This is a genomic window from Gracilibacillus sp. D59 (genome assembly GCF_052246695.1).
Classification (GTDB): Bacteria; Bacillota; Bacilli; order Bacillales; family Amphibacillaceae; genus Gracilibacillus.
Map to the genome: position 1 here is coordinate 227,648 of NZ_JBQQCK010000007.1, position 25,222 is coordinate 252,869.

Genomic DNA, 25,222 nt, shown 5'->3' on the forward strand with positions numbered 1-25,222 from the left:
TTAAAGCTGGGCACCTCAATCATTGAAGTTTAATCGAAACAATAGGTAGGAGATGTAAACATGAAGAAAAATACTATACAGCTTCCCATTTTTTTGTTGCTTATTTTAACATTAATTTTAGGTCTGTCTTATGTATCATTGGATCGTAATACTTCTCAGAATGTAGATCCTAAAGAAGATAGGATGTCTATTGCTCTAGTCAATGAAGATGATGGAGCAACTTTTGATGATGTGGAATTGGATTTCGGTGATGCCTTTGTGCAAAGCATAGACCAGAATGGAAACCATGATTGGTTTGTAGTTAGTAGAGGAGTCGCAGAAAGTGGGTTAGAGCGAAAAACATATGACATGATGATTGTAATTCCGAAAGACTTTACCCAAAAAGCACTATCCATTGACTCAGAATCTCCGGAGCAGGTGTTGTTGAATTATAAAATCAATGCTTCGGATAGTGAAGCAGTTCGGGCACAAGCAGAAGAAACAGCTAGTAAAATTTTAAATGATTTTAACCGTCGAATTATAGATGTTTATTTTGCCAGTGTAATCGGTAATTTACAGGATGCACAGGATAATGTTGCAAATATTGTAGAAGAATACGAAGCACTTACATATACCTACAATAATTCAGTTAATAACCCACTAGCAAGCTATACCAATCAGTTCTCTAGGATAAAAGATAATACGGAATTGTCGAAGGATTCTTTTACTAGCTTTGAAAATAAATTGAATTCGTATGAAGAAAACTTAGTTGAACAATTGGAAAGCTATAAAGACTATCAATCTAACATTCAGGACGTAGAAGAAACGCAACAATCCAACAGTGTTATACATAATGATTTTACTGAGCAATTAAACAATTTTCAGAAGAGGTTGGTTGAAGGAGATGTCAACAATCAGCTTCAAAATCTTCAAGATGCAAATGAATACATTAATACTCAATTGCAATTAAATGATAAAAATGAAGAGAATCCAGTAGAGAATCTTGCTTTTCACACTAAAGGATTGCAAAATCGCCTTAACATAGCATTGCAGGAAATTGAGCAAGAACAAGAAAGCTTTGATATAGAGACGATAAATAGCAACATTCAAAAACGTTTAGCAGCAATTATCGGTGAAGCATTTGATGGTGAAGACCAATTAACAACTTTGTTAGCTTCACAACAAGATAGATTGTTAGAAAAGATTGAAGACCAGATCTCTCAATTGCCTTCGCTAGATGAAGGGGCATTGGACGAAACAGATCTTGCTCCTACAATGATTAGAGAAATACAAAATGTTATGAAGGTGACAAAGAAATACAAGGATGAGTTTAACGATGTCGTTATAAATGATGGAGCGTTGATTTTACCCGAACATATTCAAGCATTGAAAGAGGAATTAAATGAAGATGTAACCTTAACAGATACAGTAATATTACCAGAATCGAAAAAGCCACTAAGGAAATTTAAGATAACCGATATACCTGAAGGCTTTGCCATTAAACAATTGACTGTTCAAATTCCGAAAGAGGAAGAACTCACATTTTATGATTATCAGGAAAATAAAGAGATTGAATTACCTACCTACCAAAATGGTGAATTCACGATTTCTTTAACACTTCAATTAAAAGATGATTATCTTGATAAACCGATAGATGTGTTCGGAATTAAGCAATGGAAATGGGAGTTATACCAAATAGACGAAGAAGATGCCGAATTATTGAACCCAGATGATCCACCTCAAGCAAGCGACGATCCTACACCAATGGTTGCTAGTTATACAGCCGTAAAAGCGGAAAATGGTACGGAACAAGCAAATACAACTGAAGATGATACAACCAATCAAGATGAATCGAACCCAGATTCCACCACTGATGGAGGAAGTGGGACTGACTCTAGTGATACCGGTAGTGATGATACGACCAGTACTCAAGATGAAACGACGACAGACCCAACCAATGATGGAGCAAGTGGTTCTGATTCTAGTGGTAACACTAGTGATGATACGACTAATAATCAAGATGGTACGAACGATTCAACAACAAATGACGAAAATCAAGATACTACAGATGAGAATACCGGTGGCAGCTCTGATGGAGCCGATAATGGTGAAGAGATCCCAGATGAAAGTGAAGATTCAACAGGTGGTACAGATGACCCAACAGAAAATCCTGATGATAATGAAGATGATCCAAACCCAATCGAAATAGTGGAAATAGATCACCATTATATTCGTCATACGGTCAAAGAACCGGTAATTGCTGACTCTACAGAAGGCTTAATCCATGCTGTTGAAAATACGATTGCACCGTATCAAAAATTATTGTCAACCTATGAAGCATACTTCGGTTTGAATTTGACATGTAATGACGTTGATTCTAAGGATTGTGCTACCTTAAATGACGAAGAAGATAGCTTAACAGAAATGGCGTCTGATGAATCTTTATATGCACTATTTAATAAAGATGTTGCAGAATTACTAACCAAGCATATTGCAAATCAAGTAATAGACGATGTAACCGAAGAAATAAAAGAGCCTTTAGCTAATTATGAAAAACAAATAGAAAATTACCGTAGTTATATTCAAGAAACGATCAATCAAGCAGATGAGTTAGCGGCTACGGTAGTCAATACACGGGAAGCTGCACGTACTTTAAATGATAATTTACAGCGGATGCTAGAGGATATTACCAAATGGCGTGAGCAAAGTTTAAGTTTGGTCGAAAATCAGTCAGAAATTCAAAATGTTAATGAGCTAGAGCAGACGATGGTTATGTCACTTAGTGAAGGATTCCAACCGCTACTTAGTCAAAGTCAATCTCTTGCAGATCAAGCTTCAAGTAACTTGGAGCAAGCAGAAACAGTTTATCAAACATTTGACAACATTGATGAACAAGCAAATAACATTCAGCAAAGTGGAACAAATTTGATTAGTGAGGCGGAAGACCTTGCCGCAAATATGACCGATAAATTAATGAGTGACAAGAAATTCGTCGATAATTTCACTGACGTTATGGCAAACAGTCAAATCGGTGGTAGACAGAATGAGGAGTTATATGACTTCTTGTCCAATCCTGTAGAGACAAGAAATGCAGGAGTCATCATTGAAACAAATACTTTCACACCATATTTTATTGTATTGATTAGTTTTCTAGTCGCATTGTTTACAGGCTATGGCATATCGATTTTTAATCAGAAACGAATTACAGAAAATCAATTCGAAGAAGAAAAATCTATTGTCGGACAAAACGGTTGGATAACTTGTATCACCGGTTCTATTGGAATTCTGGAAGGATTAGTTTTAGGTTTAGTGTCCGCATATTTATTAAACATTGCTGGTGGGAAATTAATTCTTTGGACCGGTTTAATGATTTTAATTATGTTTGTTATGGTACTCTCAGCAACCTATTTACTAAGACAGCTGAAAATGATCGGTATGTTTATTTTACTTGGTGTGTTAAGCATGTACCTATTCTTAACAAATGCTCTTACAACTAGCTTATCCGGAGTTGGAGACTGGCGTGACTACTCTCCATTACAATATATTGAACGGTTACTGAATAGATTGATGCAAGGATCGTCTGATTATGGGTTTATTGTACTTAGTCTGATTTTGATTGCCTTACTTGCTGTACTAGCAAATCTGTTAGTTGTTATCCAACGTTCCAGTAAGAAAACAGAGGATGATGAGAATGTTGCATAAACCAATGCGTAAAATCATGTTTATAAGTTGTTTGTTTTTTCTGCTGGCGCCTTTGACTGCGTCAGCAGAGGATAAAGATGAAAGTAAAGGGAAAATGGATTGGAAAATTGATCGGATTATAGAAAAGAATTCCGATAGTAAACAAAGCAATCAGGAGACAGAGTTAGAGAAAAGGTTTCCGGATTTATTTAAAGAAGAGACCACGGAAGTCATTTCATCTGTTAAAAAGAAAAAGCAGGATTCAATTGATCAATTAGAACAAGATTTATTTGCTACTAATTTTGAGAAGAATACAACGATTGAAGATACGAAGCAAGCTTTATTTACACAGGATTATGTTGCGCCTAAACCAGTAAGTTCATCAGAGCAGGAACAGGAAAGTGGAAGTTCTTCATTGTTAATGACTGGATTTGCAGGTCTTGCTTGTCTAGTTTGCGGAGGTATGTATCTGATGTTTCAGAGGTTTTCTGACTAGGAGTGTTGATGTATGAAGAATAGTCATATTGATGTAACAATTGATTTTAGTGAGTCTGGTATGGGGAGTAGCTATGATTTACGCATTCCCGTTCAAATATCAGTGAAACAATTGTTATTAGATCTAATGGACACGTTAAAAATTGACCAGTTAAACGAATCAAAGTCTGTCTTTAAAGTCAAAACGAAAGGACTCGTTCTAGCTGACGATGATATGTTAATCGACTATCCCGTGACAAGCGGGGACATTATAACTGTACTGAGTGAAGGTGCTACTAGATAGAAGAAGGAGCAAGTTAAAAATGAGAGAAAAAACGATTGAGCTTAATAACCTGTCACTGCCATTTTCTATTTACGATAATAGATGGGAATTGCGCTTAGCTAAATCACAAACACGTGTGAAAGATCCCCAGCAAATTCGTATGTTAACAGGGGCACCAGAGGACTCGTTTGTACCACTAGAAGTGAAAGAGGAAGGAGATGCTTTCACTTTTTCTTTTTTTATAGATTCAGGGAAGAAACAGTGGAAGGATTTACAGCGGCTCCATCGGAATGAAAAGTTACGGTTGTTATGTAATCTTTCCAGCCTGAACAAATTTCTAATGTCTCGTCTCACTTTTTTTATTCACCCGGATAATGTGTTGTTTGATGATAACTTACAACCGCATATTATTTATCGGGGGGTGCGAAATGTGATCCCTCCTTATGGAATAGAGGAGCAGGACTTTTTGAAACAATTAAAGTGTTTCAGCATTGCACTGCTCTCCAATAAATTCACGTTTGATCAGCTATATAACGGGGCATTAGAAAACGCAAAAGATACGGAATTTGAAAGACAGGTTCATCAGAAAGAGAATCTTGAGCAATTTATTGATTATTTACATACAACCTATAACGAGGAACAACAAAAAACAGAAAAAACAATGAAGCTGGTTCCGGCTAGGCGTTATTTGTTATTTAAACGACTTGCGATTTCTTTTATTATCGTTACTGTTTTATTAGCAGTACCGTTAATTTACATAGGTTTAATAAGCCTTCCATATCAACAAAGCTTACAAGAAGCCCATGAACAATATCTGTCATCTAATTATGGAGAAGTTATAACGACATTGAATGGTAAAGATGCAGAAGATCTTCCACAGGGGACAAAATATATTCTTGCCTATTCTTACGTGTCAACGGAACAGTTATCGGAAAGTGATAAGAGTGTGATTATGAACAATATCAGTTTGAATAGTAACAAAGATTATTTACTTTATTGGATCTACAATGGTCGTGGAAACTTTAAATTAGCGATGGACAAAGCAAAGTATCTTGATGATCCGCAATTGATTATGTATGGACTGATCCAACAGATTGAGCAAGCAAAAAATAATCCAGAATTAAGTGGAGCTGAGCGGGATGAAACAGTCCGTGATTTGCAAGAGGAGCTCCGTCAATATCGTGAGGAATACAATTTAAATGAAGATGAAGAAAATCAATTTGGAAGTGAAGCAGAATCAGAAGAAACAACGGAAACACAACAAGAAGAAGAACCAATCAATGAAGAAAATACTCCTATAGAAAATAAGGTAGAAGGATAATCATATTACGGACAACAGCCTCGTTAAAAGTGAACGAGTGTCCGTAAGAATTATTCTAACGGACAAACTTGAACCAAAAGAGGCAAAAGTGTCCATAAGAATCAGTCTTATGGACAAAACTGGAGCCAAAAAGGAGAAACTGTCCATAAGAATTCATCTTACGGACAAATCGGAAACTGAAAGAGACAAAGTGTCCGTAATAATCAATATTACCGGCCAATATTTACTTTAAATAAAAATGCACGGTTTAGCAATATTCTTGTGGTTTAGTGAAGAGAGGAAGAAACAGATGGTACAGAAAACACTTGTGGTAAATTACGGTGAGCAACTTCATAAAACTGAATTACCTAAAGGGTCACCTAAAGATATAACAGTGGGGAATGATTGGTCGGATAATATGACCTTTTTGTCGCTAGACCAATCGATCTCCGTGAAGTGGGATGGTGAATTTTGCTATGTTGATGATCAACCATTAGAGCAAAAAAGAAAACAATCCCTTCAAAATGGTGACAATATTCATTTTTATTTAACGGATGCAGATGAACGACATTTGTTTGATACTGCAGCAAGACAGTATATTACCATAAGCAAAAATGAATATGATGCCATGGTGATGGAAGATATTGATGCTGATCTTCTTCTTTTTCGTGAACAAGAAGGTTTTCGCTTAGAGGTTCATGGAGGAGTGGTATTCCATAACTTTACTCTTACCAAAGGAAACAGCTACGTGGAGCCAGGTGACCAACTTTTCTTTGATGGGATAACAGTGATTGTCCGAAACGAAGAGATCGAAGTGGAACCATCGGGAAAACGTCTTACATCTAAGTTAGTCCCACTCTCTGATATGGAGGAGCAGTTTAGTCCTGATTATCCTGAATATCATCGATCTCCTCGTATTATTTATCGAGAACCAGAAGAGAAGAAAACGATCGCAAAGCCTTCTGGAAAACCGGCTAAACCGAGTGAACAATTAGCGCGAACGATTGTCCCGCCACTTGTGATGATTGTGGCACTGGTCATTGTTTCGCTTATCCAGCCAAGAGGGGTCTTTATAGTTGTAATGCTAGCGATGACAGTTACCACCGTTATTTTTGCTATTACTTCTTACATCAAAAGTGTCAAAAAATATAAAGTAGATATGAAACATCGAGACAAAACCTTTAATGAATATCTCGAACGAAAAACAAAGGAACTATTTCATGCAACAGAAGAGCAGCGTCATGCCTTAACTTATCATTATCCGGATGTAGAGGAGATTCGTAAATTAGTATTGGATGTGAATGCTCGAATTTATGAAAAAACGATGTACCATCATGATTTTCTCCATTTTCGTGCAGGTACAGGGGATGTCGATACAAGCTTTGAAATTGAATTCCGTGAAGAAGAGTTTACCCAAGATGAAGATGAGTTAGTGGATGCTGCAAGAGATTTGCGCTCACAATTTCAAGGTCTATCTCATGTTCCGGTTGTAACATCATTGACAAAAGGGCCTGTCGGCTATATTGGTCAGCGTGAACTTGTGCTTGAGCAATTGCAGTTATTAGTCATACAGCTTTCCATGTTTCATAGTTATCATGATGTACAGTTTATTAATATTTTTCCTGAAGATGAAAAGCTGCAGTGGGACTGGATGCGTTGGTTACCACATGCAAGCTTACAAAATCTTAATGTTCGTGGCTTCATCTATCATGAACGGTCTAGAGATCAAGTTTTACATTCTATGTATCAAGTATTAAAAGAACGGAAGCAGGTAATAGAGGAGAAAGTAAACTCCCAGGAAAAAACAATCTTCACACCACATTATGTGATATTTATTACTGATGAGAAATTAATTTTGGATCATATCATTATGGAGTTCTTCAATGAAGATCCAAGTGAACTTGGTGTATCACTCGTATTTGTGCAAGATGTCATGCAATCTTTACCTGAACATGTGAAAACCGTTATTGATATTCGTGACATGAAGACTGGCAACATATTGTTAGAAGAAGGTGAATTAGTTAATAATCACTTTACTCCTGATCATTTTCCGGACGGATTTAATAAAGAAGAGGTTTCTCGCGGTCTGGCACCTTTAAATCACTTGCAAAGCTTAAAAAATTCGATACCGGAAAGTGTTACCTTTCTAGAGATGTATGGTGTAGAAAAAGTCGAAGAATTAAATATCAGTGGGCGCTGGGTAATGAACGAAACTTATAAAACAATGGCAGTGCCTCTTGGATTAAGAGGTATTAACGATATTGTCCAGCTTAATTTACATGAGAAAGCACATGGGCCGCATGGTTTAGTTGCAGGTACTACCGGTTCTGGTAAGTCAGAAATTATTCAATCATATATCCTCTCGCTTGCAGTTAATTTCCACCCTTATGAAGTTGCCTTCTTACTAATTGACTATAAAGGTGGAGGTATGGCGAATTTATTTAAGAAAATGCCGCATTTACTTGGAACCATTACGAATTTAGATCGTACGCAATCTATGAGGGCATTAGCTTCTATTAAAGCAGAATTACAAAAACGTCAGCGTCTATTCGGCGAACATGATGTGAACCATATTAATCAATATCAGAAATTGTATAAACAAGGAAAAGCTAGCGAACCGATGCCACATTTGTTTCTGATTTCCGATGAGTTTGCTGAGCTGAAATCGGAACAGCCTGATTTTATGAAAGAGCTAGTCTCCACTGCCAGAATTGGCCGTTCACTAGGGATCCATTTGATTTTGGCGACTCAAAAGCCTAGTGGTGTAGTCGACGATCAAATCTGGTCTAACTCCAAATTCAAACTTGCATTAAAAGTACAGAATGCTAGTGATTCAAATGAAGTATTAAAAACACCTGATGCAGCGGAAATTACCTTGCCAGGCCGTGCCTATTTGCAAGTTGGTAATAATGAAATCTATGAATTGTTCCAGAGTGCTTGGAGTGGGGCAGACTATGTAGCTGATAAAGATGAACATGAGTATGTAGATACAACCATTTATGCGATTAATGACTTAGGTCAATATGACATTTTAACCGAAGATTTGAGTGGGTTGGATAAGAAGGAAGAAGTCGAAAGTGTTCCGACAGAATTGGATGCCGTTATTGACTATATTTATGATTACACAGAATCGCAACAAATCGAACCTTTGCCAAGGCCATGGTTACCACCATTATCTGAACGTATATATGCAAAAGACTTACATACAGTTGACTTTAAGGAAGAATGGCAAAAACCTAAGAAACCGTTGGAAGCAACTATTGGAATGGTAGATCAGCCGGAACTACAAGAGCAAAAGCCACTATCAATCAATATTAGCAAAGATGGTCATATTGCGGTGTTTTCAAGTCCTGGTTACGGGAAATCTACCTTCTTGCAAAGTATACTGATGGATTTAACAAAACAGCATAATCCAGAGCATTTGCATGTGTACTTATTAGATTTTGGTACGAATGGTTTATTACCTCTCAAAAATCTGCCACATGTAGCAGACACGATATTATTGGATGAAACCGAAAAAGTAGAAAAATGGATTCGCCTGCTTACTGGTACCATCTCTGAACGCAAGAAGAAATTAAGTAGATATGGTGTTGCGGATATGGAAATGTATGAGAAGGCAAGCGGGGAGACCATTCCTAATTTATTCATTATGATTGATAACTTTGATTCAGTAAAAGATGCTGATTTTGGTGATGAGTTTAATAAACTGATTACCCAGATTGCCCGTGAAGGGGCGAGTATTGGTATTCACCTAGCGATTAGTGCCGGGCGTCAAAGTGCAATGCGGATGCCATTATTATCGAATATAAAACGACAAGTTTCCCTCTATTTAATCGATCCAGTGGAAGTTCGTACTATTGTAGGGAAAACAGACCTAGAAATAGAGGAAATACCTGGGCGTGGGATAATAAAATTGGATGAACCTGCGTTATTCCAAGTGATGTTACCTGCGGAAGGGGAAGAAGCTTTAGACATCATAGAGGGAATAAAACAAATCGCACAGGATATGGATACATTCTGGGATGGTGAACTCCCAGAAGAAATTCCAATGATGCCTGAAGGGGCGATTGAGTTTGAAGCATTTAAGCAGAAAAAGAAAACGAAGAAACTAGTTAAAGAAAACCGATTACCGCTTGGTCTGGACTTTGAAGAAGTGGCACCACTTGGTTTTGATCCAGACAAAGACGGTTTCCTAACCGTTGTCAGTGATCGAAAAGATGGTCTGGATAAAATGACAAATGCGATCACCAAAAGTATGACATTACTTACGGAACCATTTCAAACGATGATTATTGATACTGCAGATCAAGCATTTACTGAGATTGGTTCAACGATGAATGCATATATTTCTGATTCAGATGGCATTACCGCTGTGAAACGAAATATTCTAACAGAAATTAATAATCGTACCAAAGGTGATCATAATGGTGTGAAATGGATGATTATGATCAGAGATTTGAAAGATTTTGCTGAAAGAAGTCTCTTATTGGAAGAGGATCTATCCGTATTATTTGAACAAGGTCCAAAGGTGGATGTCCATTTTATTGTTTGTGGAGATTCCGGTTATATTAGCACAAGTTTTGAAAAACCAGCGAAAATGGTTCGAAAGTTATCTAATGTAGGTTTAGTCAGCATGCGTCTAGGTGACCAGGATATATTCAGTCAACCATTCATTCGTAAGGAAACATATCCTAATGCATATGAAGCTTATTACGCACGAGACCACCAGCATATCAAAATAAAAGTACCACGATAAGGAGGAGGAATTGATGAGTTCGTTAAGTTACTTACGTTGGAGGAAGAGTTCTGTACAAAGCCAAATACAATATAATCGATCATTAGTATCAAATATGGAGGATAAGATAGCACGGTTACGGCAAGCCCTAAGCGAAATATCAACCAGTTCGTCAGATTTACAATCCGTAAAGAGTTCCATTAATAGTCTTTCCATTGATTTGAACAGCTGGCGAGGCAACGAAGAAGATAAATTCGAAGAAAAGTACGATAACTATAAAGACAGTGTCAAAACGTACGTATCAAAAGTTGATGATGCCAAAGAAGCAATTAACGATGATATTAGTAGATATGAGGCAGAAAAAGCTTCCTATCAATCTAGTATCAACAGTTTGCAATACTCACTTAATTCTTTAAACTGGCAAATAAGCCAGGCAGAAAGGGAGTTGAGATAAATGTCAAAAGAAGTTTCTATTAATATGAATGTATTCCGTTCCAATGTATCGAAATTAAGATCTGCAGTCGCAGAAATCGAAACAAATAAAACAACTAACTCTTTTAGTAAAACGAATATAGAACCGTTCACGAAGGATTTGGAGAATGTAATAGAAGCGATGGAGCTGTTGGAACAATATAAAACTATTTTAGAATCGGATATTGTTACTCTCGAGCAAACAGGTGAACAAATGAAGGAACAAGACGAAAAGTTAGCTTCAGTAAATTATCCTATTTCCGGTCCACAACCAATACGCTAATGAAAGAGAGGGATTATCCATGGGGCATAAAGTAGATCTATCGGAAGTGACAGACTTCTCGGATGAGTTTAAATCAAAGTCTGAAGATATCAAGGACAGTCTTTCAAAAGTGGAACAAAACATAGAAGAAATATGCAATATGAGTTCATTTTCAGGAAAAACTGCAGATCAAGCAAAACACTATTTCAGTGATCTTCACCTTACTGTTTTAACAACATTTGATGAGGCGTTTACAGATCTATATGAAAACTTGAATAGACACATAGAGTCATTTCAAGCAAAAGTAGATGATAACAGTAGTGCGATAATTGAAAGTAACTACGTAAGAGATACAACCGAGGATACTAAGGATGACTATACCACATTAAGCGAACAACATGATTCAGTTAGGAGTACTATTCATAGTGTAGCAGATATTAGTAGTGCAACCGTGCCTTCATTCGCTTTAGTTAGAGATGATAAAAATACACTAATTCACTTATCGGAAAACTTACAGGAAGATTTGGATTCCTTTACAAAAGAAGGTAGAAATGCGAATTCAGAGATCGAAAGTGTATTACAGGATGTAAAAGCTACGTTAAATAATGCTGGTGCTGTAAGTGGGAGTGCTAGGTTTACTAATTATCAAGGAAATTCGACAGCAATAGGGTTGGCTAACTTAAAAGAATATAATCAGGCAAATCAACAAGCAAAACAAGAAGGAATTGCTAATCTTGATGCAGAATCAAAGGCAATTTATGATAAGGCCAAAGAAGATTACGAGAATGGTGAAATAGATAAGTCTGTATTTGACGCCATTACTTCTGGTATCCTTAATACAGGTGCTGGCTTTATTAAAAATGCCGCAACCACAAAGTTAACTAAAGAAGTATCAGAAAAAGTAGCAGGGTCTATCGTTGATTGGGCACAAAGAAATACGTTGCATTTTGTTGATCCAGCTTTGGCATTACAAACTGCAGGTGGTGGCGTAGTGTCACGAGGTGCACCACCATCAGGATTAACATCTGCCATTCGGACAGGAGCAAGATACGCTGCACCAGTGGTAGGTTCAGCAATTGACTTTGGTATTCAAATTTATAAGGGTGAAGACGCTACAGATGCTGCAATAAAAACTGCTGGTCATTTAGGTGCAGGTATGGCAGGTGCGGCGATTGGCTCAGCGATTCCGGTACCAGTCCTTGGAACTGCTGTAGGATTTGCTGTTGGTGTTGGAGGCTCTATGTTGTTTGACTTTGTATATGATAATAAAGATGCGATTATTGAAGGTGTGGAAGATTTCGCAAGTGGTGCGGTTGATGTCGTTAAAGATGTCGGTGGAGCGATTGGTGAGGCTGCCGAAGGATTTTTTGATGGATTAGGTAGCTTGTTTGGTTAGAAAAGGGAATACTCACATAGAAGGAATGATGGAAATGAAAATAATCCCAATCTACACAGAAAATAAAAAAAATCAACAAAGCCATACGATATTTATGGATGAACATACAAAACAGTCATATAAAGCCTTTCATAAGGAAAGTAATCAATGGGTATATTGGATTGGTTTTTTCGCTATTCTTGCCATAATGAGAAGTATCCAAGGAGTCCACATTCCTTTATCACTTTTTACTATCACTATTATTTTTATTGCTTTATTAGGATTAACCATTTTGGTAAGTCAAATAGTGTATAAACAGCTTTTTTATGAAGAAATAAAAGAAATCTATCTAACTAAACCTATGATCGAAGAATATATTGAAGATGGCAAAAAGATTTATAAAATGGAAATGTGGATTGCTATCCTTAGTTTTTTAATATTTATCATTCTAACTATTATCTTTTTTATTACTCTTTCATTAGTGCTATTAATTTTTTCTATTTTTCTATTTTTTATTTTTTGTTTAAGTATTAAACGTTTACCCATTGCAAGAATAAAACTGTATAAAAAATGAGAGTAGAACTGCAAATGTTTAACAATTTTAGGAGTTGATTTTAAATGGAGATATTACCGATAGGAAGTGTAGTAAGGTTAAAAAATGGTGATGTGAAACTAATGATTTTAAATAGAGCTCCGCTTTACAACCAAGATGGTGTGATTGGTTACTTCGATTATTCTGCCTGTGTATATCCAGCTGGAAATATAGAAGAACAAGTATATTTCTTTAATAGCGAGAATATCGAAAATGTTTATTTTAAAGGTTATATAGATGAGCAGGAAGAATTATTTCAGGAACAATATGAAGAAAAAATAAGCAATGTTACATATCCAAAATTTAAAGTGGAAAATTAATTTTTATTTCAGATGGGAAAGAAGCCAAGTTGTGAACAAGCGAATAACAATAATTAGCTAGAAATTTGTAGTAGTACAATAGAGTGAATGGCAAAGGACATAGCTTTTCCCCTTTGCCATTTTCTTTAATATTATTTTTGTTGTTGAAAAGCAAACAATATGTTAAGGAAAGTGAGGGATTATCGATGGGACATAAAGTGGATCTGTCGGAAGTTATAGACTTATCAGATGAATTCAAATTAAAGTCTGAAGATATTAAAGACAGTCTTTCAAAAGTGGAACAAAACATAGAAGAAATCTGCAATATGAGTTCTTTTTCAGGAAAAACTGCAGATCATGCAAAAATATATTTTAGAGACCTTCATCTTACAGTTTTGACAACAATTAATGGAGTCTTTACAGATTTATATGATAATTTGAACAAACATATAGAGACCTTTCAATCAAAAGTAGATGAAAATAGAAGTACAATAATAAGAAGTAACTATGTTAGAGATACCATTGAAGATGTCTATGATGACTTTGAAGCTTTACAAGCAAAGAATAATTCAGTAATAAGCACTATTAGCAGCATTTCAGATATTAGCAGTGCAACCACTCCTTCTTTCGTTTCAATAAATAATGACAAATATTCGGTTGTTAATGTAGCAGAGAAGTTACAAGAAGTTCTATATTCTTTCACAAGTACAGGTAGAAGTAATACTTTACAAACGGAAGAGTTACTAAAGGAAATGAAAACTACGCTGACTAATGCAGGTGCTGTGAGTGGAAGTGCTCGATTTACAGATTACAAAGGGGGATCAGTAACTTCAGGATTGTTAGTACTGAAAGACTATAATGAAACTATTGGGGTGACTGGGGAAGTAGATCGTGATTCAATACAATATATGTCTATATATGAGATTGAACAGTCAAAAGACACTACATTAAAAGATATGGATGAAACAGGAAAGAAGATTCTAAATAGTGCATTTACTGATCTGAAAAATGGAAAGATTGATCGAGAAACCTACTACAATATACTTTCAACGATGAGCAAATCTACCAAAAAATTAAGTGAAGAAGAACTCAATGAAGAAGTACCTAAAGATGTTATTGAATATTTATTTAATAACAAGGGTAAGATCGGTCTTGATTTGGCAGTAAATTTTACTGCTGATTCAGCAAAATATATTGGACATGAAACAAAAGTGATAGCAAAAGAAGTCGGAAAGGTAGCAACCAATATCAAAAGTATAGGTGAATTATTTAATACACTCTCCAGTAAAACAAGTAGTATAGTTACAAAAGTTGGGAATGCGACAACAAAAACATCAAATGTTTTAACCAAAACTGGTCATGTTGTGCGAGGGGCAGGTAAAGCTGTAGGTAGAAGTTTTATAGCAGTTAGTGCAGGAGTAGGAATGTATGAAGACTTATTTGAAAAGGACAAGACTATTGGAGAGGCAATAGCGCACAATGCAACAAGTGTCGGAGTTGGTTTAGCAGGTGGAGCAATTGGTGGACTTGTAGCAACAGGCTTTGCTGTTACTCCGATAGGTTGGACGGTTGGTGTAGGGCTTGCTGCAACATGGACTTTTAATTATGTTTATGATAACAATGTTTTGGGTCTTCAAGATGGCTTGGATGCTGCAGGTCAAAAATTGTCTGAATTCGGTAACGAGCTTCGGGATTCTGCTAAAGATGCAGGAAAAGCCATTAGTAAGGGGCTAGATGCAATAAATCCTATAAGCTGGGGATGGTGATTTTTATGAAGTGTGAAGTGCAACGTGTGTATAAAAACCCGAGGTTTCGAATATTAAAGATTGATGGAGAGACCTATACCTTAGATATGGGCAAGTCAATATGGAAAACACTATTCCCTTTTCTAACGTGGATAGTACCGAATATAATCTATAAAGTGGATGGAGAAGAAATTAATAGTAAGATGAAGCACTTAGAGAGAAATAAATCTAACGATAAAGGCCTTGCTATACTAGGAACTGGGGTAGGAATTTTTTTAGCCAATTTATTAAGACCACTTACAGAATATTTTGATATTCAAAGTACAATGGTAGTGAACGGTATTATTGCATCATTGATGTTATTAATAGTAGTTTTACTACGAGTATATCTTGGCAATAGGTACAAAAAAAATTTTTATAACATGATTACTGCTGATTTTTCATTTAAAAAACAGATTTTCATAAGACCAATATCATTTAAACATTGCATACAAATTTTACTTAGTTATTGTTTTATTTTGATTTTTTTTCTAACTACATTTGTATTATTTATTACAGATGGTAATATGATGTTAATAATTGTGGCAACTTTTTTCTTTTTTACCTTAACAGTTCTTAATGTAACAACAATATTAGATGGTCAAACTCCAGCAAAATTTAGTAAAAATACTTTAAAAATAAAGGAGGAGGCATAAGTATGTTGCCAATTGGTTCGATTGTATGAACGAAGGAACAAGTAGGTTAATGATTCTAAATAGAGGTCCTATTCTTGAAATGGATGGAGAAAACCAAATGTTTGATTATTCGGGATGTTTATATCCACAGGGTTTGGTTCCAGATAATGTATTTTATTTTAATCATGAGAATATAGATCAAGTTGTGTTTGAAGGATTTCAAGACGAGGAAGAAGAACGATTTCAGAAGCTATTCAACGATTGGAAGGTAAAAAATAGAGGTAGTTATGTCGAGGGGAAAGTAAATGGATCGCTTGATAAGGTATGAACAAAAAGTTTGACTAGACCTTTAAGAATTTTATTTACATATGATGAAGATATATTAATGGAATTAACAGAAGAAAATGTTGACTTAAGATTAGAAAAATATGATTTGGAATTTGATGAGTAAGAGGTAAGCCATAGGGGCAAAGTTCGTTTCTTTGCCTACTTTCGGGTGTGTTTCTACCAAAAGCACTTGAATAAGATAATGAGAATATTCCTGTTTTAGTTGTATTAGGGAAAAAGATAAATGGAGCAGATGCTAGCTTTAAATATCAGGATACAAAAACAAACTATTAAAAAATATTATGGTTAGTGGAGTTAATCAGAGGTTAAATTAATATTGTAAAATAAATTGATGGAAGTATCGGAGGAAGAGAAGTAATGAATAATTTTTTTCTTTATCCCTTCAAGGTGACTTTACAAGAAATAAGAAAAGACAAGAGCTATTAAAAAATCAAACTATTCAAGTTCGAAAATAAATTTATATCCATTTATCACTATGTTTTATATGTTTCTATTCATTATTTCTATCATGTATATTGCTATATTGTATCTAATAATTGTAGGTATTATCATTACTCCAATTGGCTTACTTGTCCTAATTCCAACCGTCATAACTACTTGGATATTTATTCAAATCTCCACCAAGGTTTTTCCTAAAACAAAGGAGAATTATTTGAGATCTGTTGGTTTTTATAAAAAACTACGTAATTGATAGGGAAATAGCACCGATAGGAAATTAAAGGAATAAAGTGTTATTACAAGGTTAAATTAAGAAATCAATGATGGTGAATTTTACAAATATAATTGGAGGTTTATATGAAGAATACTAATGCAATATATTTTTATTACCCAAAGATAAAAAATATATGTTACATGGTTTTGAGCCTTGCATTTATCGGGTTCGGAGCTATTATATGTTGGTTTGCTCTTGAGGAGGGGGATTTCTTTGCAAGTTTAATAGGAGCGTTTTTAATAATGTTTTTTACTTTCTTGATCTATATCTTGATAAAAAGACTGCGGGAATCAAAACCTTACCTGATTTTAACAGATGAAGAATTAATCATAAATCCATCTTCTAAACATTCAATTCCAATCAAATGGGTAGATATTGAAGGTTATAATATTCGCGAAGTAAATTTTAATAAATTCATAGAAATCGAGTTGTATGATGAGGAAAAATACCGTTTGCTTATGTCTGAAAATGTGACAAAGCTGAATAAACTTAATGATGCAATGAATTTTCGTTTGTTTGCTATTGTCTGGGGGCAAGTCAAGCGACAGGATAGAGACAAGTTGGTACACGAACTAGATCGACGTACTTTTCAGGAAGAGGATGGAAATTCAGCATATTAAAAGTGATACAACTCTTTAGGAATAAAAGTAAATAACAAAAAAGGAACAACTTATTAGTTTGCTCTTGAAAAGCTACTTTTAGAGCTTAAAGTTCTCCTCCTAAAAACAACAAAAAAATCAATTGGAATTTTTTTAAAATAAAATTAGTACCAGATACTAAGATCAAGTGTTAGGTTCCTATGTACCAGAAAGAAGATTGACGATTAATGATTTAGAAGAGATCGTGGATACGAGTGACGAATGGATTGTAAAACGTACAGGTATAAAAGAAAGAAGAATTGCTCACGAAGAAGAGTTCACAAGTGATATCAGCTACAAATCTGTATTAAATTTAATGGAACGATAAAATAAATCTGTTGATGACGTTGATTTAATCATAGTTTGCACGTTTACTCCCGACTTTAAAACGCCTAGTGTAGCTTCGTATCTTCAAGCAAAACTAGGAATAAAGAACACTGGAGCCATTGATTTAAACGCAGTATGTGCCGGGTTTACTTATGGACTACACTTAGCAAATGGATTAATAACAGCTGGTTTAAACAAAAAAATCCTTGTAGTGGGTTCTGAAACCTTATCAAAGGTAACGGACTATACAGATAGAACGACTTGTGTACTTTTTGGTGATGGGGCAGGAGCGATGCTTATTGAGTATGATGAAGAACAACCAAGTTTTCTTTCATCATATATGGGTTCAGAAGGAGAAAGTGGACAACACTTATATAGCACAAATCTATCAGACCAAATGCATAATCAACCTTTAAACGATAGTGGTTTGATCGTGCAAAATGGTAGAGAGGTATATAAATGGGCGGTTAAAACGGTGCCAAAAGGAATGCAATCTGTGATGGAAAATGCGCAAATTAAGTTGGATGAGGTAGACTGGTTTGTCCCTCATAGTGCTAATTTAAGAATGATTGAGGCTATTTGTGAAAAAAGCCATTTCCCTATTGAACGGACTTTATACAGTCTAGTCGATTATGGAAATACATCCTCAGCAACCATTCCATTGTCTTTGGATATTGGAGTGCAAAATGAAATGATAAATAGTCTTATTATATGGTTTTGGTGGAGGCTTGTCCCACGCGGGACTATTGATAAAATGGACGCTTTAAAAAAGTATTTAAATTAGGAGCTTTCATATGAAGATTTCATTCATTAGACATGGTAAATCTAAATGCACATCTAATCGTTTTATCACAGCAGTTGAATTTAATGATTGGGTGAAAAATTATGATGATAGTGGTGTCTTGAAAGAGGATATCTATCCCCCAGAGACACTATATCAGATACAATCATCCATTTCATTATAACGAGCGACTTACAAAGGTCAGTGGAATCAGCAACAATATTGAACCCAAATACTAGCCTTACTTCTATGACCATTTTTCGTGAAACAGAATTACCTCGATTATCAGTAAAAGGTGTAAAGTTACCCCCAAATGCATGGGCATTTCTTTTAAGGAGTTTATGGTTTTTGGGATATTCAGAAGGTTGTGAGTCACTTGCTCATGCAAAACAAAGAGCTAAAAAAGCTGCACGTTTATTAATAGAACACGCTCAAGAATATGAATCTGTAGTCTTGGTTGGACATGGTTTTTTTAATATATTAATAGTGAAGGAACTATTAAGGTTGGGGTGGAAAGGTAATAGAAAAACAAATAGTAAGCACTGGCAGTGTACTACGTATTACTTTCATGCCTAGAGGTAAAGATAAGGAACTTTATTGATTGAGTAAGAACTCAATTTCCGGTTTAACATTTATTTTTCCTGCAATTGCAAATAAGACATGATATTCTGGAATAGAGGTGATCAATAGTGACAAAAGATCGATTTAAAGTAATACCCGCAGTACATATTTTCTTATTAAAGGATGATCAGATTTTGTTACTTAGAAGATTTAACACAGGATATCAGGATGGCAATTACAGTGTCCTGGCTGGTCATTTGGATGGTGATGAAGATGTGATTGCTGCAGCTCAAAGAGAAGCATCTGAAGAAGCAGGTATTACTATTAATTATCAAGATTTAAGAGTAGTCGGAGTGATCCATCGTAAATCAGTAGAGGAGCGGATTGATTTCTTTTTGGTTGCAGATAAGTGGACAGGGGAAATTACCAATATGGAACCTGCTAAATGTGATGAATTAGATTGGTATCCGCTTAAGAAATTACCAGATAATATGATTCCATATGTCCGTAAAGCTATTGATAATTATATGGAAGATAAACTATTTGATGTTTATGGATTTTAATTCTGCAAGGACGGAAAAAGTTTTTCATGTTTAGGGTATCGATTTCTTATTTTAGCCAAAAAAAGAGGAGCCTTCGTAAACAAAGGCTCCACCGTATTATTGATTAGCCAACCATTTCCGAGCAGCATCCACTTCACTATAAGTTAACTGGTGACCGCGGTCTTCCCAGTGAACTGTTACGTTCGCATTTGCTGATTCGAACAAGGATTGTAATTCTTCTGTTTCAGATGGGGCACAGATTGGATCATTTGTGCCAGCTGGGATAAAAATAGTTTTTCCAGATAAGTCAGGTAACTCGATGCCTCTTCTCGGTACCATTGGATGGTGAAGAATCGCACCTTTCAATGAATTCTGATAGTGGAATAATAAGCTGGCTGCGATATTAGCACCGTTAGAATATCCAATTGCAATCATATTATCACGATCGAACTCATATTTTTCAGCCGCTTCATCTAAAAAATCATGTAACTCTTTTGTTCGCAAAATAAGATCTTCTTCATCAAATACACCTTCTGCAAGTCTTTTGAAGAAGCGGGGCATGCCGTTTTCTGAGACATTACCTCTTACACTTAGAACATTTGCTTCATCATCGATTTGTCCAGCGATAGGCAACAAGTCAAGTTCTGTTCCACCAGTACCATGTAATAATAAAAATGTAGGTTTGCTGGCATCTTTTCCTTTGTTAAAAAGATGTTTCATTATTTATCCTCCTCTAAAATGCGTACCTCAACATCAGGTAGTTGATCTTCTAATTCTGTTCGTTTTTCTTCTAGCCAGGACGGTAACTTCAATTGCTCTCCGAGGTGTTCTAATTCTTCATCTGCTGTAAATCCAGGTTGGTCTGTAGCAATTTCAAAAAGAATGCCACCTTTTTCACGAAAATAGATTGCATGAAAGTAATTCCGGTCTTTCATTTCGGTAGGGTGAAATCCTTTTTCGATTAGTAAAACTCTACATGCTTGATGTTCTTGGTCATCCTTTGCTCTCCATGCAATATGATGCACCGTTCCAGCACCCATTAAGCCTCTGACAGACGCTGTTAATTTGATATCGATTGTTTGTCCTAAGTTTCCTGATGCTATAAAACGCAGATATCCTTCATCTTGACCTGCAGGTTCGAGACCTAATATGTTTTCTAAGACATCAGCTGTTTCATTAGGTTGTACAGAGTTTAAAATGGCGCCGGCAAATCCTTTAATTGCAACATCTGAGGTAATCCCCCCGAATTCCCAATCGCTTAAGACTCCGGCTGTACGTTCAACAAGTTCAATGCGTAATCCATCAGGATCTTCAAACTGTACATATTGTTCCCGAAAGCGAATAGAGGTTTGATATTCAATATTAAATCTTGCTAGACGATTTTTCCAAAAAGAGATCGAGCCATTTGGAATCGCATAGCTTGTGACACCAACTTGTCCTGTTCCAATGCGCCCCTTTAATTGTTTTGGCCACGGGAAAAAGGTAATCACTGTTCCTGGGTCACCATTTTTATTACCAAAATAGAGAGGGTATACTTCTGGCCGATCAAAATTAATCGTTTTTTTCACTAATCTAAGTCCAAGAACACCTGTATAAAAATCGATGGTTCTTTGGGCATCGTTAACCATTGCTGTTATATGATGAATGCCTGCCGTTTGTTTTCTCATATGTTTGCTCCCCCCTTTATTTTTCTATTGCCTTCATACTGTTTATCACGGTACTCCCACTGGTGGAAGTCTCAAACTTTCATTTCAAAATAATATATTACGAATTCGAGATATTAAAATAAAAAAATTTAATTTTTTTCCGCATGATAGCCTAGTGTCTTTAACTGTTCTACCATTATTTGTTTTTCATTATTATTAAGTCCGTCGAAGATCTTATTCATGGCTTCTTTGTGTTTAGGGAATATCTCATCCCTTAATTTCTTGCCATCGTCAGTAAGAGCAGCGTATGTGATACGTCGATCACTAGGACAAGGTTTCCTCCAAATAAACTGTTTCTGTTCGAGTTTATCGACAACATAGGTAATACTGCTGCTTGCAATTAATACTTTCTGACCAATCTTCTGAATGGGTTGCTCGCCTTTACTGTAAATAAATTCGAGTACGGCAAATTCAGTTGGGTTTAAACCAAGGCATTTTATATCTTCTTCGACACGTTTTCTGATTGAAGCTAACGCTCGAGTCAGAACTACAAAAAGTTTAAGTGATAAATCATCATTATTAGTTTGATTATTCATAAGACCATTCCTTTTATCTCGAATTCGAGATAATTATATAATAAATAAATGATTATTGTCAATATATTCAAACTTCTGATCACGATAAAAGTATTATTATTTTAATATTACCTTGACTATAATAGTAATATGATTTATATTGTATTTACGGAGAAACATGGTAAGTAAAAATAAATGATTAGGAGAATGCTATCATGGCTCAAAACAAGGAAACTGTCATATCTGTTCGTAATCTTCAGAAGTCCTATAAAGATCAGCAAGTATTAAACAATATTAATTTTTCTGTGAAAAAGGGAAGTGTTTTTGCTTTGTTAGGTTCAAATGGTGCAGGGAAAACAACAACGATTAAAATTCTTTCTACGCTTCTGAAGGCAGATAAAGGTTCTGCTGTAATTAATGGATTTGATGTTACGAAAGAAGCGGAACAAGTCCGCGGAGTAATTAGTCTAACAGGTCAATATGCTGCTGTTGATGAAGGTTTAACAGGTAAGGAAAATTTACGTATGATCGGTAAACTTCGTCATCTGGCCAACCCAAACAAAATGGCTGATGAATTACTTGGAAAAGTTCATTTGCTTGATGCAGCTAACAAACGGGTTATGACATATTCAGGTGGTATGCGACGTAGGCTTGATCTTGCGATGAGTTTACTAGGAAATCCGCCGTTAATTTTTCTGGATGAACCAACAACTGGATTAGATCCTCAAAGCAGGTTATCCATGTGGCAAATGATCAAGGACCTATCCGAATCAGGTACGACGGTATTTTTAACTACTCAGTATTTAGAAGAAGCAGATCATCTTGCCGACCACATCGCCATTTTGAATCGAGGAGAAATAGTAGCTGAAGGAACATCACAAGATTTAAAAAAATTGCTACCTCAGGGCCATATTGAATTTGGATTTCATAATGAAGAAGAAATAAACGCTGCGTTTAGGTTGCTAAAAGTGTTTAATCCATTTATCAGTCAGGATAGTCACAAAATGGTGATTACCACTGATGGAAGCATCAAACAAATGACAACCATATTGAATCGATTAGATCAGGCGGGAGTGCCTGTTGCTGCATTGACGCAAAAACAGCCGACACTTGAGGATGTTTTCCTTTCGATAATCGGCGAAAAGGAGGGTGCCTAATGGAAACAGTTATAAGTATGAAAAATAAATTCAGTGATACCAAAGTGATGATTGGACGCAGTATGCGCCTCTCATTCAGAAGCCTTGATACGATGATTACCACCATTGCCATGCCGATTATGCTTATGTTTGTATTTGTGTACGTGTTTGGCGGTGCAATCGAAACCGGCTATGACAATTACGTCAATTATCTAGTACCAGCAATTATTTTAATGACGATTGCTACTGGAGGTACTTATACTTCCGTTCGATTAAGTGATGATATTAATAAAGGAATCATTGACCGATTTCGTTCTATGCCAATAGCCAAGTCATCCTTACTATCGGGATATGTCTGGACATCTGTTGTATTTAATACTCTTTCGACGGTGTTGGTAATTGTCTGCTCATTTCTGATGGGATTTAGGCCGAATGCTAATGTTGGTGAATGGCTACTAACGATTGGATGTTTGTTTTTATTTACGCTTGCCCTTTCATGGATATCTGTATTGTCTGCTTTAGTGGCAAAGACAGTGGAAGGAGCTGCATCGTATGGTTATCTCGTATTGCTTCTTCTCTTTATTAGTTCAGCATTTGTCCCAACAGATTCCATGCCGAAATGGATTCGTCTATTTGCTGAAAATCAGCCAATGACATCCATACTGGAAGCAGTGCGTAACCTTTTGATGGGTGAACCTGTTGGTAATAATGTTTGGATTTCTTTACTATGGCTATCGGGACTGCTCGTGGTGACTTATATAGCTTCTGTTCAGGTGTTTAAACATAAAACATCTTGATTAATTGAGCATCTAAATACCTCCCTTGGGAAATCAATAGAAATAGAACAGCTATAACAATACAATGAAGGTCAAAGTAATGTATATTGTATATAGGGGGTGTGAAGATAGTGAAAAATAAAACTTCCTCTGATCTACTTAGAGGACATACAGATACGATTGTTTTGAATTTATTGATGAGTGGAGATAAATATGGATATGAAATAACGAAATTGATAGTAGAATATGCTGATGGAGAGTATGAACTGAAAGAGGCGACCATGTACTCGAGTTTGAAGCGCTTGGAGAAGGATGGCAGTATCGTTTCCTACTGGGGTGATGAGACCCAAGGTGGAAGAAGAAAGTATTACAAGATAACGGAAAAAGGAAAAGAGATTTATACCGAGAATATAAAAAACTGGGAAAATACAAAACGTATCCTAGACCAACTACTAGTGAAAGGTGGTAATCAATAGTGAGTGAAAAACTAAAAAAATATATAGACGGATTATTCTTACCTTATAAACAATCACATTCTGTTGTGGAAATTAAGGAAGAATTAATGAATAATTTGCAAGAGAAATTACATGATTTAAAAGATCAAGGTTATGATGAGGAAACGGCTTTTAGTATGACAGTGAACTCGATTGGTGATGTATCCGAAATGTTAGAGGACCTTCCAGAAGGGAACAGTGGTGATCTAGAGGAGCAAAAACCAATGGATTTTACCAAAATGGACCTACGGGAATCGGATTTTAAAGGGGTAAACTTACAACGTTCCGAGTTTAGCAAAAGTGACATGAGGGGATCAGATTTCACTGGTGCCAATTTGTCAAATAGCCAGTTCGTAGCTTGTGATCTAAGAAATGTTATTTTTGATCATGCAGTGCTTAAAGGCGCTAAGGTATCGAAGACGGATTTATCCAAAACAAGCTTTAAAAATAGTGTTTTAGATGAAACAGATTTAAGTTATTCTAATTTATCTGGTGTAGATTTCGAGAATCATACGTTTAATGGTACTAATTTTTATTGTGCCGGGTTAAAGGGTGTAAATTTTAAAAATGCTGTGTTCAGAAATGTATCTTTTAAATATGCCTACTATTGTCACAAAGCAACTTTCGATGGTGCGACAATGGATAAAGTAACATTTGCAGTATTAAAAGGAAATAAAGCAGATCTAACAAATGTTACGGTGATTTAATTTTTAGATATGAAAAGCAAGAGGCTGGGACAAAAGAGTAATTAGAAAGGAAAAATCCGAACATTAAAGTCTGAGTACACATACCGCTTCGGCAAAATACTTCGCTTTC

General features: G+C 35.7%; 24 protein-coding genes and 1 pseudogene. 22 read left to right on the forward strand and 3 right to left on the reverse strand.

Annotated elements, in window-relative coordinates:
* Positions 1–60 precede the first annotated feature (60 nt).
* From esaA to ACTWP4_RS13970, 18 genes and pseudogenes are all read left to right on the forward strand, one after another.
* The gene (esaA, locus tag ACTWP4_RS13885; protein ID WP_443129367.1) at positions 61–3,681 is read left to right on the forward strand and encodes a type VII secretion protein EsaA; all 3,621 of its coding nucleotides are present in this window, start codon (positions 61–63) and stop codon (positions 3,679–3,681) included.
* Positions 3,671–4,156 carry a type VII secretion protein EssA gene (gene essA / locus ACTWP4_RS13890; protein WP_443129368.1) on the forward strand — a complete coding sequence of 162 codons (486 nt, stop codon included), beginning with the start codon at positions 3,671–3,673 and terminating at the stop codon, positions 4,154–4,156. The genes esaA and essA overlap by 11 nt, the downstream gene beginning before the upstream one ends.
* Positions 4,157–4,168: 12 nt before the next feature.
* Positions 4,169–4,438: an EsaB/YukD family protein gene (locus ACTWP4_RS13895; RefSeq protein ID WP_443129369.1), complete on the forward strand. Its 270-nt coding sequence runs from the start codon at positions 4,169–4,171 to the stop codon at positions 4,436–4,438.
* A gap of 19 nt (positions 4,439–4,457) precedes the next feature.
* Positions 4,458–5,738, forward strand: coding sequence for a type VII secretion protein EssB (gene essB, locus ACTWP4_RS13900; protein ID WP_443129370.1), 1,281 nt, complete (start codon positions 4,458–4,460; stop codon positions 5,736–5,738).
* A 289-nt stretch (positions 5,739–6,027) separates the two neighbouring features.
* A complete protein-coding gene (gene essC / locus ACTWP4_RS13905) occupies positions 6,028–10,473 on the forward strand; it encodes a type VII secretion protein EssC (protein WP_443129371.1) in 4,446 nt (1,481 codons plus the stop codon).
* Between the two features lie 13 nt (positions 10,474–10,486).
* On the forward strand, positions 10,487–10,906 hold the full coding sequence (locus ACTWP4_RS13910) for a YwqH-like family protein (RefSeq protein ID WP_443129372.1): 420 nt from the start codon (positions 10,487–10,489) through the stop codon (positions 10,904–10,906).
* Entirely contained in the window at positions 10,907–11,206 is a 300-nt protein-coding gene (locus tag ACTWP4_RS13915) for a TIGR04197 family type VII secretion effector (protein ID WP_443129373.1), read from the forward strand. It abuts the gene before it with no gap.
* A gap of 19 nt (positions 11,207–11,225) precedes the next feature.
* Entirely contained in the window at positions 11,226–12,581 is a 1,356-nt protein-coding gene (locus tag ACTWP4_RS13920) for a T7SS effector LXG polymorphic toxin (RefSeq protein WP_443129374.1), read from the forward strand.
* The gene (locus tag ACTWP4_RS13925; protein WP_443129375.1) at positions 12,574–13,134 is read left to right on the forward strand and encodes a hypothetical protein; all 561 of its coding nucleotides are present in this window, start codon (positions 12,574–12,576) and stop codon (positions 13,132–13,134) included. The genes ACTWP4_RS13920 and ACTWP4_RS13925 overlap by 8 nt, the downstream gene beginning before the upstream one ends.
* A 44-nt stretch (positions 13,135–13,178) precedes the next feature.
* Entirely contained in the window at positions 13,179–13,472 is a 294-nt protein-coding gene (locus ACTWP4_RS13930) for a DUF4176 domain-containing protein (protein WP_443129376.1), read from the forward strand.
* An 83-nt stretch (positions 13,473–13,555) separates the two neighbouring features.
* Positions 13,556–15,217, forward strand: coding sequence for a T7SS effector LXG polymorphic toxin (locus ACTWP4_RS13935; RefSeq protein ID WP_443129377.1), 1,662 nt, complete (start codon positions 13,556–13,558; stop codon positions 15,215–15,217).
* 5 nt (positions 15,218–15,222) lie between these two features.
* Positions 15,223–15,891: a DUF443 family protein gene (locus tag ACTWP4_RS13940; protein ID WP_443129378.1), complete on the forward strand. Its 669-nt coding sequence runs from the start codon at positions 15,223–15,225 to the stop codon at positions 15,889–15,891.
* A gap of 49 nt (positions 15,892–15,940) precedes the next feature.
* Positions 15,941–16,198, forward strand: a complete 258-nt coding sequence (locus ACTWP4_RS13945; protein ID WP_443129379.1) for a DUF4176 domain-containing protein — start codon at positions 15,941–15,943, stop codon at positions 16,196–16,198.
* A gap of 815 nt (positions 16,199–17,013) precedes the next feature.
* Complete coding sequence (locus tag ACTWP4_RS13950; protein WP_443129380.1) at positions 17,014–17,550, forward strand: STM3941 family protein; 537 nt, start codon at positions 17,014–17,016, stop codon at positions 17,548–17,550.
* A 166-nt stretch (positions 17,551–17,716) separates the two neighbouring features.
* Positions 17,717–18,662: pseudogene (locus ACTWP4_RS13955) on the forward strand (ketoacyl-ACP synthase III).
* 27 nt (positions 18,663–18,689) lie between these two features.
* Positions 18,690–18,860, forward strand: coding sequence for a hypothetical protein (locus ACTWP4_RS13960; RefSeq protein WP_443129381.1), 171 nt, complete (start codon positions 18,690–18,692; stop codon positions 18,858–18,860).
* Positions 18,861–18,880: 20 nt separating this feature from the next.
* Positions 18,881–19,252: a hypothetical protein gene (locus ACTWP4_RS13965; RefSeq protein WP_443129382.1), complete on the forward strand. Its 372-nt coding sequence runs from the start codon at positions 18,881–18,883 to the stop codon at positions 19,250–19,252.
* 113 nt (positions 19,253–19,365) lie between these two features.
* Positions 19,366–19,800: an NUDIX hydrolase gene (locus tag ACTWP4_RS13970; protein WP_443129383.1), complete on the forward strand. Its 435-nt coding sequence runs from the start codon at positions 19,366–19,368 to the stop codon at positions 19,798–19,800.
* A gap of 96 nt (positions 19,801–19,896) precedes the next feature.
* Here ACTWP4_RS13970 and ACTWP4_RS13975 read toward each other — a convergent pair whose 3' ends face one another.
* The 3 genes from ACTWP4_RS13975 to ACTWP4_RS13985 form a co-directional block, all read right to left on the reverse strand.
* Positions 19,897–20,499 (reverse strand): alpha/beta hydrolase, encoded by a 603-nt coding sequence (locus ACTWP4_RS13975; protein ID WP_443129384.1) that lies wholly within the window; start codon positions 20,497–20,499, stop codon positions 19,897–19,899.
* Positions 20,499–21,446, reverse strand: a complete 948-nt coding sequence (locus ACTWP4_RS13980) for a ring-cleaving dioxygenase (RefSeq protein ID WP_443129385.1) — start codon at positions 21,444–21,446, stop codon at positions 20,499–20,501. The genes ACTWP4_RS13975 and ACTWP4_RS13980 overlap by 1 nt, the downstream gene beginning before the upstream one ends.
* 128 nt (positions 21,447–21,574) lie before the next feature.
* Entirely contained in the window at positions 21,575–22,021 is a 447-nt protein-coding gene (locus tag ACTWP4_RS13985) for a MarR family winged helix-turn-helix transcriptional regulator (RefSeq protein WP_443129386.1), read from the reverse strand.
* 194 nt (positions 22,022–22,215) lie between these two features.
* Between ACTWP4_RS13985 and ACTWP4_RS13990 the strand changes: the two genes are divergently transcribed.
* The 4 genes from ACTWP4_RS13990 to ACTWP4_RS14005 all read left to right on the forward strand — a co-directional run bounded on the left by ACTWP4_RS13990 (position 22,216) and on the right by ACTWP4_RS14005 (position 25,113).
* Positions 22,216–23,157 (forward strand): ATP-binding cassette domain-containing protein, encoded by a 942-nt coding sequence (locus tag ACTWP4_RS13990; RefSeq protein WP_443129387.1) that lies wholly within the window; start codon positions 22,216–22,218, stop codon positions 23,155–23,157.
* Positions 23,157–23,933 carry an ABC transporter permease gene (locus ACTWP4_RS13995; protein WP_443129388.1) on the forward strand — a complete coding sequence of 259 codons (777 nt, stop codon included), beginning with the start codon at positions 23,157–23,159 and terminating at the stop codon, positions 23,931–23,933. The genes ACTWP4_RS13990 and ACTWP4_RS13995 overlap by 1 nt, the downstream gene beginning before the upstream one ends.
* Before the next feature lie 107 nt (positions 23,934–24,040).
* Complete coding sequence (locus ACTWP4_RS14000) at positions 24,041–24,388, forward strand: PadR family transcriptional regulator (protein ID WP_443129408.1); 348 nt, start codon at positions 24,041–24,043, stop codon at positions 24,386–24,388.
* Positions 24,388–25,113: a pentapeptide repeat-containing protein gene (locus ACTWP4_RS14005; protein ID WP_443129389.1), complete on the forward strand. Its 726-nt coding sequence runs from the start codon at positions 24,388–24,390 to the stop codon at positions 25,111–25,113. Before ACTWP4_RS14000 ends, ACTWP4_RS14005 begins: the two co-directional genes overlap by 1 nt.
* Positions 25,114–25,222: the final 109 nt, after the last annotated feature.